This window comes from Peristeroidobacter soli (genome assembly GCF_004138485.1).
Taxonomy (GTDB): Bacteria; Pseudomonadota; Gammaproteobacteria; order Steroidobacterales; family Steroidobacteraceae; genus Steroidobacter; species Steroidobacter soli.
Map to the genome: position 1 here is coordinate 884282 of NZ_RYEV01000004.1, position 17816 is coordinate 902097.

9 protein-coding genes are annotated in these 17816 nt (G+C 62.8%); all 9 read right to left on the minus strand.

Annotated elements, in window-relative coordinates; translation table 11 throughout:
• Position 1 precedes the first annotated feature (1 nt).
• On the minus strand, positions 2-3223 hold the full coding sequence (locus tag EKO19_RS19535) for an amidohydrolase family protein (protein WP_129778116.1): 3222 nt from the start codon (positions 3221-3223) through the stop codon (positions 2-4).
• An 83-nt stretch (positions 3224-3306) separates the two neighbouring features.
• Positions 3307-5865 carry a TonB-dependent receptor gene (locus tag EKO19_RS19540; RefSeq protein ID WP_175597114.1) on the minus strand — a complete coding sequence of 853 codons (2559 nt, stop codon included), beginning with the start codon at positions 5863-5865 and terminating at the stop codon, positions 3307-3309.
• 100 nt (positions 5866-5965) lie between these two features.
• Positions 5966-7018, minus strand: a complete 1053-nt coding sequence (locus tag EKO19_RS19545) for a FecR family protein (RefSeq protein WP_129778118.1) — start codon at positions 7016-7018, stop codon at positions 5966-5968.
• 8 nt (positions 7019-7026) lie between these two features.
• Positions 7027-7545, minus strand: coding sequence for an RNA polymerase sigma factor (locus tag EKO19_RS19550; protein ID WP_157995342.1), 519 nt, complete (start codon positions 7543-7545; stop codon positions 7027-7029).
• 107 nt (positions 7546-7652) lie between these two features.
• Entirely contained in the window at positions 7653-10916 is a 3264-nt protein-coding gene (locus tag EKO19_RS19555; protein WP_129778120.1) for a S8 family serine peptidase, read from the minus strand.
• A gap of 68 nt (positions 10917-10984) precedes the next feature.
• Positions 10985-13666, minus strand: coding sequence for a TonB-dependent receptor (locus tag EKO19_RS19560; protein WP_129778121.1), 2682 nt, complete (start codon positions 13664-13666; stop codon positions 10985-10987).
• A 46-nt stretch (positions 13667-13712) separates the two neighbouring features.
• Positions 13713-14759 (minus strand): FecR family protein, encoded by a 1047-nt coding sequence (locus tag EKO19_RS19565; RefSeq protein WP_175597115.1) that lies wholly within the window; start codon positions 14757-14759, stop codon positions 13713-13715.
• A complete protein-coding gene (locus EKO19_RS19570; protein WP_129778542.1) occupies positions 14740-15327 on the minus strand; it encodes an RNA polymerase sigma factor in 588 nt (195 codons plus the stop codon). Before EKO19_RS19570 ends, EKO19_RS19565 begins: the two co-directional genes overlap by 20 nt.
• A gap of 142 nt (positions 15328-15469) precedes the next feature.
• Positions 15470-17782 carry a S9 family peptidase gene (locus EKO19_RS19575; RefSeq protein ID WP_129778123.1) on the minus strand — a complete coding sequence of 771 codons (2313 nt, stop codon included), beginning with the start codon at positions 17780-17782 and terminating at the stop codon, positions 15470-15472.
• Positions 17783-17816: the final 34 nt, after the last annotated feature.

Below are 17816 nucleotides of genomic sequence, written 5' to 3' on the forward strand. Positions count from 1 at the left end.
TCTAATGCCACCACAGCGGCGGCGCGGGCCGCCGGGTTGGCCATTGCTCTTCCAAGGTGTCGCCCTGGTAAAGCACGCCGTTCTTCATCACGTACCGAATCGATTCGGTGTGACGAATGTCGTCGAGCGGATTCTGGTCCAGAATCAGCAGGTCGGCGAGCTTGCCGGGCTCGATGCTGCCGATATCCTGCGAGTATCCCAGCGCTTCGGCGCCACACATCGTCGCGGCTCGCAAAGCTTCGTGAGCCGTGAGGCCGCCGTCGGCGTAGGCCCAAAGATTCCAGTGATAGCCGAGGCCGGCGAAGTTGCCGTGACTGCCGATGCAGACACGGCCGCCCGCGCGATGAATCGCCACCGCCGACTGCGCCAGTTGTGACGTGAACCGCTCATCGGGCGGTATCCATTGCGAACGTCGTTTGCGAGTCAAACCCTCGGCGGGATAGAAGCGGCGCAGCTTCGCATCGTCGTAGAGCGACGGGTTCTGATACCCCGGGCTCCAGCCCGAAGGCCCGCCATACGTTTCCAGGATGGCCGGCGTGTAGACGATGCCGGTCCGGCTGAAGAGTTGAATCACGTCGTCATGCACCGTGTAGGGCAACACGTGCTCGTTGCCTTGCATGCCATCGATCGCGTGCGTGATATCGAGGACGAGATCGCCGCCGCCTTCGGTGGTGAGCATCATGTTCAGCTGCCTGGCCGCTTCGATGATCCATTGGCGTTGCTGACGATTGCCGATCAGATAGGACTTGATGGTGCGAATGCCATAGTAATCCCGATAGCGACGGACGATTCTCAGGGCGTCGTCGAGCGACTGGATGTCGTTGGTTGGGAACGCCCCCGGACCGGTCGCGAAAGAACGATAGCCGAGCACTTCACCGGCCTCGATCAGATCTTCATACGCCAGCGGATCGACGGACACCGTCTGCGGATCGCGCCCCGTGGTGACGCCATATGCCAGGTAGTTCTGGAAAGGCCACGCCTGCATTTCGAATACACCGCGACGAAGCGCGAGCATGTGAGGATGCAGATCGACGAACCCCGGGATCAGCGTCTTCCCTGCCACATCCACACGCGCGACCTTCTCTGGAAGCTGCAACGTGCCGCGCGGGCCGATGGCGGAGATCCGGTTGTCGACGACCAGCACATCCGCGTCTTCGAGCACTTCGTCCGCCTTCATCGTAATGACTCGGGCACCGCTCAATACGACGGCGCCACGTGGAGTCGCTCTCGGCTTCTCGATTCGCAGTGCCAATGCATCTGGTTCCGCAGTCGTGACATTCGTCGCAGCACGAAACACCGTGGCGCCGAGCGTCCAGAGCGCTGTCGTCCCCGCTTTGTTCCAGGCGATGTCGTCGCTGCCGGCCTGATCCAACCGTCGCATGGGGATCTGCGCTGCCGCCACATCGACCACGAGCGGAGCAATGCCCGTCCACGTCATGGGCAACACATACACTCGGCCGCGAACGTGCGCGAGAAGCTGCTCACCGTCCGGACTCAGCAGCACCATCGGCTGCATTTCCATCGATCCTCCGCCGGAGCCCATCACAGGGACCTTCAACTCCACGACGGACCGACGATCGCTGCCATCGAGACGCATCGAGACCAGCCCCAGCCCCGACGACAGATAGACCCGATCGGCCTCGGGCCCGAAATGAGGTCGCATCAAACCAGGCGCCGAGGTGACGACGTGCGTGTCACCGCCGTCCGAAGGCAGCCACGCAAGATCCATGGCCGCCGAAGCGCCAGGCGATACGCCACTTTCACTGGCCTCCTCCACATGCTCATCGACACCGGCGAGCGACATGTCCGCCGCGCCCCGCGAGAAATCGCCTTTCGACATGCGCAACGCCAGCACACGCGCGCCATCGGGCGACCACACGGGATCGCGATAATAGGCAGTGTCCTTGGTGAGACGAATGGCGCGACCCGAGCCCGAAGAACGAATCTTCCACAGCGCGCCGCCCTCGGTGCTGGTCCACGTTGCATAGACGATCCAGCGACCATCGGCCGACCAGGCCGGCTGATAGCCGCCTGCAGGACCGCTCGTCAACGGCTTCGGCGCGCCGTCGGGCAATGACTTCACATAGAGCTGGCCGAACGCGGTGAACGCGAGCGACTTCCCATCCGGCGACAGCGTCGGTCGCTGCACGATGCGGGCGACGACGGGTCCCTCCGGCACTCGACTCTGGGTTTGTAACGTCGGCCCGATGTCACGCGACACCGACACGCTCATCGGAATGACGCGTGCCTCGCCGCTCGTCACGTCCACACTATGAATCTTGCCGTCGTACGCAGTAATGAGTCGCTTGCCATCGGGCGTGAACGCATAGCCAGGTAGCAGATCGCGATCCGGCTTCGAGGACTCTTGATCGTCACGTTGCACGCCCGCGATGAGCAGGCGCTCCTCGCCGGTGTGCAGGTCTCGAACCATCAAATTCGTGGACGCACGATTGCGCGTTCCATAGACCAGGTAGCGATTATCCGGAGACAGTACTGGCCGCAGGCCGCTGCCTGCCGCAGCCGTGACGTCCACCTCCTCTCCGGTTCTGCGGTCTCGCCGCCGCACCTGCCAGTACGGCATCGCCCTGGGCAGGCCCGCCTCATACGAGAAGTTCGCCAGGAAGCCGCGCGCAAAGGAGTAATACAGGTAACGGCCATCGCCCGATGCAACGGCGCCCATGGCGTTGTTCCAGGAATCCATCGACATACCCGGCGTGGGCTGGCTGCGAACGAGGGTCACGCCCTGACCGCCATCGCGATGATAGAGCCACAGCTCAAAGGAGCTCTGATAGGTGAACGGCTTGTGCCGCGAGACCAGGATCTCCTTGCCGTTCGCCGCGAACGAGGGCGAAACGAAATGAGTCAGGGTCTCGGACGTCAACTTGCGCGCGTTCGTGCCATCGACATTCATCAACCAGACGTTCTCGGCGCCGCTGGCATCGCTGACGAAAACGATCTCCCGGCCATCCGGGGAGAAGCGAGGCTGCATGTCGTAGGGCAGGCCGTGCGTGAGCGCGGTCGCCTGCCCGCCCTCTATGGGCAAGGTATAGAGATCGCCGAGCAGATCGAAGACGATGGACCGCCCGTCGGGCGAGACATCGAGCGACATCCACGTGCCTTCCGTGGTCGTGAACGATATTTCACGCGCTTCGGCGTGCGCCGGAGCAAGAGCAACCCACAGGCAAAACGCCCCCCAAATCGCCGCTGGAGCTGAGCGAATCATGCTTGAACCTCGCGTGAGAAGACCGCGAGACCGGGCCCGACCCGGCCTCGCCGCTAATTAAGACGATTGAGCCGACACCATCCTCACCAATGCCTGGAAATGCCGAAGCGCACGAAGCGCCCCACTGGCGAGTAATTGGTGGAATCGTAGGGATGGAAAATGGAGCTGCTGGTGTAGATCGAGTCGGGCTGGGCGTCGAACACGTTTTGCATCGACAGCATCAGTTCGATGTTCCGGAACAGCGAGGGGCCGTCCGGCACCTGATAGCGCGCCGTGAGATCCAGCGTCGTCATCGACGAAACCTCGCGGCTCGGCGTGATCTGCACGTCCTGCACTCCACCGACATAGTTGACGAAGGAACTGAGCGTCAGCGCGTCCAGCCCCCACACCACGCCGACGTTGCCGCGCAGATGCGGTGGATTGAACACCGAACCGGACAGATCGACATACGGCTGCAGGCTGCTGAGCTTCTGCTTGCTGTCCATGTAGCTCGCGTAGCCCGTGAACGTCAGCGAGCCTCTGGTTTGCAAGTCCCACGAATACGCCACCGTCGCATCGACGCCGCGAATGTTTTGTTCGGCGACATTGGCCGTGCGGTTGTCGATGATGGCGACCACGTCCGCTGGATCGTAGGGCCGACCGAGCTGATTGAAGAACGTGCCACCGCTCGCCACCGCGGCGGCAATGGCGGCAGCTTTGTCCCCATCCGAGGGCGAGAGATTCACCAGATCTCGATAGATCGGATCGCTCAGCGAGCGCGCGGAATACGTGATGGGCGCGAGAATGCGATCGGTGTAGTCGATGTTGAAGTAACTCAACTCCACCTGCAGATTGCTGATGGCGCGCGGATGCAAGTCCAGCGTCGCCGACCAGGTCTTCGCGCGCTCGGGTTTCAATTCACGACCGCCGACCAGCATGTACAGCGCGCTGGCATTGGCCGGGTAGCCAGTGCCACCGTAAATCGAGGCGGGACGCACGACGATGTTGGCCTGGACGTAAGTCTGATAGATGCTCGGCGCACGAAACGAGCGGCCCCACGATGCCTTGAGATCGAAATCCGGCGTGGGTGAATAGATCAGGCCGAGTTTGGGCGTCGTAACGTCGCCGATGTCCGGGTAGTCTTCATAGCGAACCGCGGCGCTCGCACTGAGCGTCTGGAACAACGGCAGATTCAACTCGGCGAACGCGAAGTAAGTCTCCTGCTCCTTTGCCTTGGCGAAGGTGTTGGTCTGCCGCATCGCCTGCTCGCGATAACCGCCACCCACCGCCGCCCGCACCATGCCCGCCGGCAGCGCGAACAGCGGGCCATCGGCGTTGATCTCGACCGACGCTGTCTTGTTGTTGAAGCCAATCGTCGCCGCAGAAATGATGGCGTTGTTGAGATAGGCTTCCTGATAGAAGTCGGCGTAGTCGTGACCAACCATGGTCGACAGCGACGTTCGCCAATCACCGCCCAGCTCCAGCTTCAGCGAGGGCGCGAGCACGAAAGACTCGGCCTGCGAATCCTGATTGCCGCCGTTCAATAGATAACTGCCACGCAGATCGTTCGCGTAGGTGTAGTAGCTCGTGCGCTCGGCATAGAAGCCGTCGAACTCGAACGACAGGTTCGATGCCAGCTGCTGGTGACCGCTGACCAGCACGCTCTGGTTCTCGAGCTCCGGCATCAGGCCCAGACCGGGCGCCCGGTACTTCGCATAACTGCGCTGACTGGCCTCGATGGCGTTGGTGTTCTGATACTCGGCCGCGACCAGGATGCCGCCGCCAGCCCACGTCGTGCCGGACGTGAGTCCGTACTGTTGTTGCTCGTTGCCGCCCTCAGTCGAGACGCCGAAGCGAGCGCTCGCATCCAGGCCGTCGTAGTCCCGCTTCAGGATGATATTGGCGACACCCACGACCGCGTCGGCACCGTACAGCGCGGAGCTGCCATCGGCGACGATCTCGATGCGCTCGACGGCGCCGAAGGGAATCGAAGAAATATCGACGGAGTTGCTGCTGGAGGCATAAGCGAGGCGATGGCCATTCAACAGCGTCAAGGTCGCTTGATTGCCGACACCGCGCAGGTTCAGCGTCGATGCGCCGGTGAGATTGCCCGAACCGGCCGCCGTCGAACCCAAGCCAAAGCCCGTGCCGGGATTCTGGCCGCCGCTGAAATTCTGCGGAATCGTGCGTAACACTTCGCGCAAGGAATTCTGGCCGGCATCCAGCATTTGTTCCTGCGTGCGCTTGACGACAGGCGAAGAGCTCTCGGCGCCGCGAATGTGGCTGCCGGTGACGACGATCTCCTGAAGCTCGATCGGTGCGCTGTCGCCGCGCGGTGAATCCGTTGCAGGAGCGGACGGCGGCACGATGGTGACGGTCTTCTCGTCCAGATACATGTACGTGAGCCCGGTGCCGCTGAGAATCTTCTGCAGAGCTTCGTCAGCGGTGACATCGCCTGACACGCCTTCGCTCAAACGCTGACCGACGATCTCGGTGCGATAGACCACCTGCAGATCGCAGACTCTGGCGAGCGCCTGGAGCGCGGGCTCCAGCGGTTGCGCCGGAATATGAGTCTGCTTGCGAATCGCCGCGCGCACTTCCTGCGCGACCGAAAGACTCACCAGGGAAACACAGATCGCTGTAGCAACCGCCGTCACGCGCATGAAAACTCCCCAGCCTTGTATCAGGCTTGCAAGTGCCGTCGAGCGAGATGCTGACGACTTCATGCACGGGTAGAGCAGGCGTGAACGAAAAGTGGTCACTTCAGTGGGAGAAAATCTCGATGCCGGAGGCCGATTCTTCGACGCGCAGATCCAGTTGCGCGCGCAGGAACCGCACCAGCGAGGCAGGATCGGTCGATGAGAACGTGCCGCTCACCAGAAAGCTGTCGAGCCGGGTATCGCGAACCAGCAGACGTCGTTCGTTATAGCGATTGAACTGTTCCGCCACGACCGTCAGCGGTGTCCCGCTGAAAACCAGACGCCGCTCGCGCCATGCCGTGGCATCTTCGACATTTACGGGTAACGCGCGCGGACGAGCGCTTTCGCGGACGATGGTTTGCTCACCGGCGGAAACAAACGTTCCGGACGTAGGCTCCAGCACCGGAGTAAGCGTCGTGGAAACATCCTGCGTCGGATCGGCGATCACGGCAACGCGACCTTCGAGCACCGTGACGACGGTGCCACGACGACTCCGGTCGACGTCGAACTGCGTACCAACGGCACGAATGCGCGTATCGCCGCTGTACACGACGAAAGGCCGGGCGGCGTCCTTCTCGACTTTGAACAGCGCCTGTCCTTCGAGCAGGATCACATCCCGCCGCGCTTCGGCGTAGCGCACGCGCACGCGCGAACGGGCGTTGATCTCGACAATCGAGCCATCGGGCAACGAGATCGCGCGCTGCTCTCCCACGCCGGTTTCGTAGGTCATGCCGCGGGTGGCCTGCAACCACACGAATGCCCCGATCACAAAGACCAGCAGCGCCGCGGCCGCCGCGATGAGCCACGGCCTGCCCTGCTTCACTGGCCGGACACGATCGATCCTTCGCTCCAACGGCACGACATTGCCGCCGGCCCGGGCGAGCTCGATCAACGCATCGGCGCTCGTGGCCTGAGCCGCATCGACTTTCGATGCGTCCTGCCACAGCGGAAACATCTCCAGATAGGCGCGCACGTGCTCCGGTGACTTGCGCAGCCAGGCATCGAACGCACGTCGCGCATTCCGATCGTCGTCGCCACAACTGAATTCGACGAACCACTGCGCGGCCTCATCGATGATCTGCGCATTGCGTCCCGCCACTGGGTCCTGCTTGCTCATGGGTTTCCTTACTCCTGCGCCGGCATGCGCTGTCGGCAATGGGACAGCGCCTGGGCCAGATATTTCTTGGCCATGCCGCGCGACATCCCGAGGTGCGAGGCGATCTCCTCGAGCGAGAAGCCGTCGCGACGATGCAGCACCAGCACCGAGCGCGCCTTGGGAGAGAGTTGCCTCATCGCCTGCTCCAGCTGAGCGACACGTTGCTGGGTCTCGAGCTGCATCGCCGGGTCTTCGACGGCGGACTGCATCTCGAACAGCGCGTCCAGCATTTCGGTGGGCTCCGGATTGGCGGCTTGGCGCAGGGCATGCTGATGCAAGACATGGCTCGCGATGGTGATCAGGTAGGCCTGGGGATTGCGGATGGTTTCGTGCTGCTCGACGCGCAACAGGCGCAGGAACACCTCCTGAACCAGATCGGGAAGATCGGCGGCCGCGTTACGCAGCCGCGAGGCGAGATAGCGACGCAGGTTCTGGCCGTGCTGCTTTTCGACGGCAGTGACGAAAACCTGCTTATCGGACGTGGACAAGGGCACTCAACTTGGCTGTGGCTCGTCCCAGTAGAGCGTGGACCGGAACAAAATGGCCACCTGATTTTTTGCCGGGTTGAGTGCCCCTGAAAAGTGCGGGGATCGCCTCAGGGCGACGCGGTCACCTCGACCGCAATGGTCCCCACGGCCGCGGGCCCTTGGATCTTCTGGGACGCATCCGGATTGTAGTCGGCCAGCGGTGGGCTGCCAGGATAGCGAGCGGCGGCGCGAATCTGATCGCTGCCGATGAGGATCGCTCCATAGGCTTCGCGCCCCTCCGGCAAAGCCTGCGCCAGCCAGACGTTCGCGGACGCCGTCCAGTGCGCGCCTATTGCACGCTCAACCGGCGCGTCGGTGACTGCGATGGTCCCGTACCGGGGGTTGAAGATCACGTCGCTGTACTTGTATTCGGCCCCACCCGAGGCAATGCGTGCGCCGTCAATGATCGCCTTCCACCGCCCTGCCCTGGGCAGGTTCACGACCACCGCTTCATTGCCCGCCTGATTGAGGCTGCTTCGCGCCGGCGCGCAGGTATCCCCGGTGCAATCGAAGAGATACAGATCCACGTCGGCCGCCGGCCCCGCATCGACATCCACACGCAATTGGGTCGAGCCGGCGGGAACGTCGATCTCATGGACCTGCTGTTCGCGATCGCGAATCGTCGCCGTCTTTCGGCTGACGCCGCCCATCGGGCCCGTCAGCAAGCCGCCCGTGAAACTGGCGCCGCGATTGACCATATTCAACTCACGCGTGATCGACTTGCCGGGCAGCAGCGGCCCCAGATTCACGCTCATCCTGTCCGCGCCGGCATTCAACAGCGACGCAGTGATCGTCGTCGGCGTGGGTGGTGCCGGCTGCGCCAAGCCCGGCGAGAACTTTCTCATGTCGCTGGTTTCACTGAGCAACACTTCCCACACGCCCGACGCCGGCCGGTCGACGATGTAGTCGGACGCTTGTACGAAAGCGAACCGGTTGTCGGGCGTGAACACCAGCTTCATGACCCCTTCCGGCACCTTGAAATCGAGCTTCAGCGTGGCGGCGCCGGCGGGCACATGCACAAAGAAACTATGCTTGCCCGGACGCGGCAGATCGGTTTTGTGCGTCAGTGTGTATGCGTTGGACGCATCCAGCGACGAGGCGGCCACCACCGTGTTCATCACTCGATACGCATGACCCGGAATCGATTCGTGATCCAGCGACAGCAGCGCGCTGTGCGTGCCCTCCGCCTTGGTCGAGATCTGTACCGGGAATGCGACCGGCTGGTTGAGTGGCAGAACCACTTCCGCCGCACTCTTGTATGTTTCAACATCGCCTTGCCAGGACACGCGGAACGTCATCGGGCGTGCGGGACCACCGGTGCGCTTGAAGGTGATGATTCGCTCAGCAGCATCGCCGGGCTTCCATCCTTCCCGCTCGAAGATACCGACGCCCTGATCCGGGGTTTCGAGCCATCCGCTCAGCGCGGTCTTCACCGGCGCGGAGCTGACAATGTTGACTGGCAGCGCCGATGTATCGAGTGTCTGCAGCAGGTCCCATGCCGCCTTGGCTTGCAGCAGCCCATTGCCCTGCTGATGCGTTTCGATGTCGCTCATGTACCGGCTGCTCATCGTGAGCGCATGACGCAATCGTGGCGCGTCGTATTTCACGCCACGCTGTTTGGCGGCACTGATCAGCAACGCCGCTGTGCCAGTCGCCACCGGCGTCGCACACGAGGTACCGCTGCAGAACATGTAACCCGGCGGCAACTGAAACAGGCCCTGGACGTTTCGCATCGGGTCATCCTTGAAGATGCCACTGAGCGAGATGATGGACGTCGGAGCGACCACGTCCGGCAGGATGGCGCCGTTGCCCGCGGGACCATAAGAGCCGACCCAATGCAGATTGTCCTTGTTGCGGGTCACGATGCCATTGCTGTTGAGATAGTTCGCCTGGCTCTGGTACGCACCGATCGCGAGCGCCGCGCCCGAGACCCCGTAGTCCGTCGCGCGATTCAATCCAGGCATATTGTCGCCGGGCACTAGAAACAACTTGTTGTACTTGTCGATCAGGCGCGCGATCACGAGGGTCGGCGTGAACCGGCCATCCTTCAGCCGATAGGACTGGTCGATGAACAACGATTGCTCGAACAGCACCACGTCGACGCGGCGATCCTTGAACGCGGCGATCAATCCTTCGACCACGCCGCCCGTGCTGAAACCGTAATCGATGGAGATCAGCTGTGCGTTGGGCGCGATCCCCGAGACGCGGCCGTCTGGAACCGCTTTACCATTCGCGGTCGCGGCGCCGGCAACGGCGCTGCTGTGACCACCGAACGCGCACAGAATGGCAACGAACTTATTGCGCTTGTCGACCTGGACGGTGAAACCCACGGTCTCGCGGATGGCCGTATTCGGGTCGTCCTTGCCGAACACGCCCACGTCGCGGGCAATCGCGAACTCGCGCATGGCTTTTTCATCGTTGAAGTCGCCGTCCTGATCGGTGTCGACCCAGACAGTGCCGGTCTTCTCCTCCCACAGGACGCCGAACAAACGACTGCTGCCCTCGGGATCGCCGTCGCGATTCACATCGAAGCGCGTCGGCCGGGGATAGAACTCGCCCTCATCGAACATGCCGACCCGGAACGTGCCGTCTTTCGGCGCACTGAACCGCTTGCCGTTGAACTCGAAGCTGCGACCGCGCACCGACACCTGCGTCTTCATCGCCACCCAGGGGCGAATGTTGGAGGTGTCGTCCTGCTCCAGCGGATCGCTCGCGGTCAGATAGTCGAGCACTTTCGGCACCGGCTTGCCATCGAGGCTCAGCGCCTGCTGAAACTCCGGCCGCAGCAGATCGACGAATCCCTCGACATGACCGATGACCACGCCTCGGCCGTCGAACGTGGGCGACTCAGCCAGCAACCGGGTGATGTCGAGGTCGTCGTACGCCGAGTACGGCTTCGAGATCGGATAGTCGCTGACCTTCGGCAGCCATTGCACCTCGGTCGCAGGCGGACTCGATGGATCGTCGGCAGTGGGCAGTTGAATGTCGGCGCGGAGATCGCTGTTGGATTGAATATCGGCGGCTTGAACCTGCGGAAACGCAACCAGCGCCTCGACCGCGTCCGGCGCGATTGCCACTCGCAGATAGTCGACCGAATCTTCTCGATAGCGCACCTCGCCGCCGAGCCGGCGCGCCTCTTCTGCCACCCGCGCGTTCATTCCTTTCGCGGAGGCGATGATCAACGAGATCTTGCGCTTGTCGTTGGCGCGCGCATCGGCCAATTCGCCGCGACTGTCCTTGAACAGGAACGAGCGCTTTGGCTCGGCGTTGGCCGCCAGACACACCATCGACAAACTCAAGACGCAAGCGAACCCCGCAAGCACTGGTCTCATGTCAGCTCCGAAGCAGAGGATGGAAAAGCAAGGGGCGCGGCATCACGCCGCGCCCCGATCGAATCGGGCTACTGCAGCAGCCCTTTGGTGAATCTCAGGATCACGAACCGGCCGAGCGGACTGGCATTGGTGCTGTCGAAGTTCAACCCGTCCACGGTATTCGCATACGGCGGATCTTTGTCGAACAGATTCTGCACCGTCAGGCTCAGGCGAGTCCGGTCGAGCCAATCGTTGCGGTGATTGTTCGTGTCGCCATAACTCAACGTCAGGTCGACCGTGGTCCAGCTCGCGATGCCGACCGGGTGCATCGGATCGCTCAATGTATCGGTGTAGTTGTCGATGTAGTTGAGCGCCGTGAACACGGTGAAGTCCGCCTGACTCCATGCCACCGTGCCGCGCGCCTTGAACTCGACCGGCCGATAGATCTGATCGACTCCTTCGACGGGTGCGGCCTGCGGCGACAAGGCGGTTTTGTAATCCATCAGCAACGAGCCGTTGAAGCCGAAGCTCCACCGACCGAACGAGGTGTCCAGGCTGTACTTCGCGCTCAGATCCATGCCGCGCACGTCCACGATCGAGAGATTGCGCGTGCCCGTGTCGAAGAACACCTGTACGTCCGAGGCGACCACCGGCAATTGATTGCCGTTGATGTCGAACACGCCCGAATAGAACAGCAGAGAGTCATCCGTCATGGCGCGGTCGATCAGACTCTGGATGTACGCCGGATCGGGTGAGCGGTCGATCAAGTTCTCGTAAGCAGGATTGCCCGCGGCCAGATCCGGCGAAACGAATTGAATCCGATCTTTATAGCTCACTTCGAAGTACGACAGCTCCGCGCTCAATCCCGGCAGCGAGCGCGGCTCGAACGTCAAACCCAGCGTGACGCTGTCCGCCGTCTCCTCGGTCAAGCCGTCGAGACTGTTGGCTCCGTAAATCGCCGCCGCATAGACCGTCCCGGGCGCCAGGCGAGGATCCGGCGTGCCGGTGTAGAGCGGATCGCGCATGCCGAGGATCGCCAGCTGCGGACGATTGCCTATGCTATAGAGCGGCGGTGCGCGAAAGGACTCGGAGTACGAAGCGCGAACGCCCAAACCCTCAACCGGCTCCCAAAACAAACCATAGCGCGGATTGAACGTCGTGCCGAAATCGCTGTACTCCTCGTAGCGCCCGGCGACACTCAGCTGCAATTGCCGAACGAACGGCACCTCGTTGTCCACGCCGACGAACGGCACCATGACTTCGCCGTACGCTGCCTTCACACGACGCGTGATGTCGGGATCGAACCGCCCGTTCGGCGGACTGGCATCGCGATAGCCCTCTTCGCGGTAGGAAGCCCCGAGCGCGACGCTGACCTTGCCGCCGTAAATATCGAACAGCTTGCCGCTCACCCGCCCTTCGAGCGTGAGAATGTCGTTCTCGAACAGAAACAGGTTGAAGTTCTGTCCGGTGTTGAGCACGCGGTTCTGGCTCTCCTCCAGCGAGTTGGCGCCATAGTCGGCATACACGCCGACGTTCCAATCGTCCGTGAGGTCGCTGTTGAGCTGCGCCGTGACGAAGTAGTTGTCGATGCTGAAGACGCGATGCTGGACGCGGTTGTACATGGACGTGGTGGACGTGTGATCCCGTTGCGTATACAGCGCATCGATGGTGAACGACGTACGCTCGCCCAGGTCCTGGGCAATCGACGCGTAGCCGCTCCACAATTCTTCGTCGGGGAGAATGTCGCCGCCGGCCAGCGTGCCGTAGTCGCTCTGGCCGATGAACGGACGGTCCGCCATCGCCAGCTTGCCGGTATCGGTGTAGCCGAGGTTGAGCACGGCGCTGCCCGACCCCCAGCCGAAGCCGCCGACGATGTTTCCTTGATAGTCCTGCTTGCCGCCCGAGGTGACCGAGCCCGCGCTACCGCTCACTTCGAGCCCGGTGAAGTCCCGGCGAGTGACGAAGTTGATCACGCCGCCGATGGCATCCGAGCCGTAAATGGCCGAAGCGCCGTCGGTCTGCACGTCGATGCGATCGATGATGGCCAGCGGCAGCGTCGACACGTCGACGAACTGCCCGGTCTCGGTGGCGGGAATGCGCCGGCCGTTCAACAACGTGAGCGTCGAGCCGGCACCGAGACCGCGCAGATCGACGCCCGAGCTGCCGCTGTTGTTGGTGACCGACTTGAACGGATTGATGGCGCGTCCACTGTAGAGCGAAGAGTTGCCGGCAAAGTTCTGTGGGATGGTCTGCAGGAAATCCTGCGCGGTTCGCGAGCCGGAGTATTCGATGTCCGAGCGATCGTATTGAATGATCGGCACGGTCGGATTGGACACGCCGCGAATGTTGGTGCCGGTCACGACGATCTCATCGATCTGACCGCGCAAGGAACTCGTCGTATCTTCGTGCTCCGGGCCGCTCGAGCTACGCGGCGTAATCAGAATCGCACCTGACTCGGGGTCACGGCGCACGGTCAGCGGCGTGCCCTCGAGCAATTTGATCACCGCTTCATTGGCGGACAGCTCGCCGCTCACGCCTTTGGTCTTCAGACCCTTGACCTGCTCGTCCTGATACACCAGATCGACGTTGGCCTGCTTCGCCAATGTTTCCAGCGCACCGAGCAAACTGCCGGCTGGAATATCCAATCGCTGCGCATCCGCCAGCGCGGCGCCGGCCAGCGACGCCGACACCAGTAATGCAGCGATCGTTGATTTCAACTTCGAGGTCTTCAGCACTTCACGACTCCCCAGTGGCTCTATGTGTGTGGCCATCGGGGTACCGTGACGACCCGGACAACAAAATCCCTGAGTGTCGCGACTATTGCGGATGACGACTGCTCACCAGCACGATGCGATCGTCGGCACGCTCGGCGCGCACCGGAAAGCCCTGTTCCAGCAACCGCACGAAGGCATCGAACTGGGTCGAGCGGAACTTGCCGCTCAAGCGGATGGTCGCAACCGCCGGATCGTCGATGACGAGCTTGCGATCGGTGTAGCGATTGAACTCCGCGACGGCATCGGCCAGCGCCACGTCGCGAAAGATCAAGTAGCCGGTGCGCCAGCTCAAGTCGCTTTCGATCTCGGGAACCGGTTTGTCCTGCACGAGCACGCCGTCGTCGGTGGCGCGCGCGACGCTGCCGGCGGCCAGCGTCAACAGCTTTTCGTCGACGCCTCCCTTCACCGGCTGACGCTCATTCGCGTCCTCGATGCGCACGCGGCCTTCGGTGATTGCGACCTGCACGTCGTTGCCGTTACGACGGACCGAGAAAGCCGTACCCACCGCGATGACTCGCTTGCCGCCGGCGGTGACGACGAAGGGTCGACTCGGGTCTTTCGCGACTTCGAAGAATGCCTCGCCCCGCTGCAGCTCCACGCCTCGCTCGGTCTCGGTGACAGCGATGCGGATCTGACTGTCCGTATTGAGCGTCACCTTCGAGCCATCGCTCATTGGCACCGACGCGACGCCTCCCACCGGCGTGCTGTGATCGGGGCGAACGGCGCTGACGTACCAGACGATGGCACCCACGACGGCCAGCAGCACGCTCGCCGCCACTCGCATCAACAGTCGTCCTTGGCCGCGCGCTGGAGATCGCGGCCGCTGCTCGATCATCCCGCCCTTGTCGAAGAATCGAGTGAGCTGCCACTGCTCCGGCGCGGGTACTTCACCCGGCGGCACGCCGTTGCTCAATGCCTTGAGCCGCTTCGCCTGTTTCCAGGCAGCTTCCAGACGCACGAACGCCACCAGATGCGCGGTGGATCGATTCAACCACGCCTGCAGCTCCGCCTGGTTGCCATCGCTCCAGTCGGCACCGTCGCGTCGAGCCAGCCACTGGCTGGCCAGCTCTTCAATCTGCCTGCTGTCCATGCGCGGAGTCCTCTTCGATATCGATAGCCTCATTGCCATCCGTTTGTTTGTTACGTGTCTTCCGGCTGAACAGCGCATCGGCCAGCAGTCGCGTGCCCTTCATCACGTGACTCTCGACCGTCTTCTCGCTGATGCTCAAGCGGCTCGCCACTTCCTTCTGCGACAGCTCATCCACCCGCCGCAGCCACACCACTTCGCGACACTTCGGCGGCAGGATGCTGAAGGCACGCGCCAGTTGCATGAGCTCCTGGCGGGCGTTCAAGCGTTGCTCGGGGGAAGCCTCCGCAATCGGGACGTTTAATGTGTCCAGATCCCCGACTGCCTCCATGGAAACGATCCGGCCCCGGCGCAGCCGGTCGGCCATCAAGTGTCGAGCCGTCGTGAACAGGAAGGACTTCGCGGCATAGGGCAACGCCTTCTGCGCGGCCTCGTACACCCGAATGTAGGTCTCCTGGCGCAGGTCGTGGATCTCGTCGCGATTCGGCCAGGTCCGGCTGAGATAACGCACGAGGGCGGCCTCGTGCACCAGAATCTCGCGGGCGAACCAGTCATTGAGCGCTTCGTTCACGCCCGCAAGATACCTGTAACCCATCCTGGAAATACAGGCAGTTGGCGTCGGATGGACGAATCCATGGATTTTGGTCGCGTCACTCAGGGATCGGCGCGGCTCGTTCGTCTAGATACGATTGACCCGTCAAAAGCCGGCACTGTCAGTGCGCACGCCCCGCCCCAATCCGCGCGTCGTACCACTCGAATACCCGGCGCCACTTGTCTCGAATGTTCTCCGGGTTGAACAGCAGATGGCCTTCGCCCCAATAGCGGACGAACACCGCCGGCTTGTTCAAGCGGTACAGCGCCGTGAACAGTTCCTCCGACTGGGCGATGTTCGTGATCGGGTCGAGATCACCGTGCACTATCATCACCGGCGTTTCGATACGCGCCACGCCCAGTAACGGACTGTTGCGAAGGTAACGCTCCGGGGCGGTCCATGGCAGCTCACCGACGCCCGCCTGTCCGAGTTCCAACCAGGCGGCGCCGTTCAAAGCGGGGCCTTCGGCTTCGGCACTCACCGTCTCGGCAGCGTTGAACTTGCCATAAGCGCTGAAGAGATCGTAAATCCCGGCTTGCGCCACGGCGGCCTTGAAGCGATTCGTCTGTGTGAGGATGGTCACCGTGGCGAAGCCGCCATTGCTCTGGCCTTGAACGGCGATGTTGTCGCCATCGATATAGCCTGTGGCCACTGCCGCGTCGACCGCGCTCATCAACAGTGCCGCCAGGCCCTCCGCCGGCTCTCTTCGTCCTTCGGTGCCACTGAGCGGCATCCCCGGATACAGCACGGCGTAACCGTGCGAGGCGAGCATGTAGCCGTTCAGATCGTTGCGATCTGCGATGCTCGGCCCGACGGTGAAGTTCGTTTGATTGTTCCGGCTGGGATAAACATCGCAGACCATGGGCACCGGACGCCGCTTGTCCGCTGACGGCGGCAACAGCAGCCACGAAGCCAGCGCCGCGCCGTTGGGGCCACGATGTTCCAATCGAATCAGCGGGCCTCGATCGATCTCGGCCAGAGGTCGGTTCACGGTGGCCAATGTCACTGGCGGCTGCGACGGCCTCATCAGGGTGAGTGTTCCCACGCCGGATGTCTCCTGCGCGAGAGTCAACTGCGCGCGTGTGTCCAACGCTGCGATCACGTTGCCTGTGGACGCGGCAGTCGCAGCGGCCAGCACCGCCGTTCTCGTGGCCGGCGCAATCTCACTTCCTGAGGGAGGCGGCACCTCCTTGGCGACACGATCCCCCACCAGATACCAGCGCTCCTCATTCGATGAAGCCGACGTTCCGAGCGCCGCAATCTCCTCGCCTCTCCACGCCCACTTGGGCCCGAGCGGAAAGGCGTTCGTGTGCATGGACAACTTCAAGTCACGAGTCGCAACCTGCCGTGTGACACCGGTCTTGCCATCGAAGCTCCAGATCCCAGCTTCCCGCCAGCTCGCGTTGGCAGATCGTGCGACGAAGCCAATCCGCCGTCCGCTCGCCGACCATGCCACGCCGGTCGGAGCGACATCGCCGCATGCATCGCAGAGGGAACGTGCCTGAGCCGAGCGCACGTCGTAGAGCATCAGCTGCTTGTTGGAACCGCGGGCGAACGTGTGTTCATCGATGGGAATGGCCGCGTCGAGCGACGCCGGTTGGATTCGAACTGCAGCGACGGCGGTACGATCGGGCGAGAGAAACCAGGAAACGAAATTTCCCTCGGCCAGCGTCCGCATGTGCCCGGTCAGCACGTCCACCAGGACCAGCTGACCTTTGTTTCTCGGCTGATCGTGGATCGACTTGTAACTCCCGCTGCCGAGCACGCTGACGGTTGCATCCAGGCCCGTGTGCGACGTCTGCCACGAACGCTGCAGCTCGCCCGGTGGAAGCGCGCGCCCGGAACAGGACGCCGATTGCCGTCCGTCCGGACTCAGCGCATAGACAGCTTCGCGCGGTGACACCCACACCGGCCGCTGCGGGGCATGCGTGAAATGGCAGTCGGGTGTGCCTCGAAACTCTCGACGCTGTCCCGACGCGACTTCCAATGCGCCATAGGTCAACCGGTCCGCCGAAGACCGGGCATACAGGATGAAGGCGCCATCCGGCGAGATGCCTCGAAGCGAATAGCCATCCGATCCCGTCGCTTCGAACAGCGGTCGCGGTTGCCCGCCGTTCTCCACGTCGTAGAGGAACAGCTTCGACTGTTCCTCGCCGTGTGAATTGACTCGACCGCGGCCGGCGGGGTCGCTTCGCGGCGGCAGATATTCATAAACGACATACCGGCCGAGCGGATCGAACTGCGCGCTTCGAATCGCTTCGATGCCCAGCAGATCGTCAATGGTGAAGGCGCGCCCGCCTTCCGCGTGCGCGAGCATCGCGGCCAGGCCAATCCACAAACCAAACGCACGCAGCAGCGCCGGAGCGATGCGAGACTGCGCGCGCTTCGTCCTCACGCCGGCGGGTCGAAGCAAGCTCACCAGAATGGATTTCATGACGACGTCCGGGTTGATTCAGACCACGCGGCAT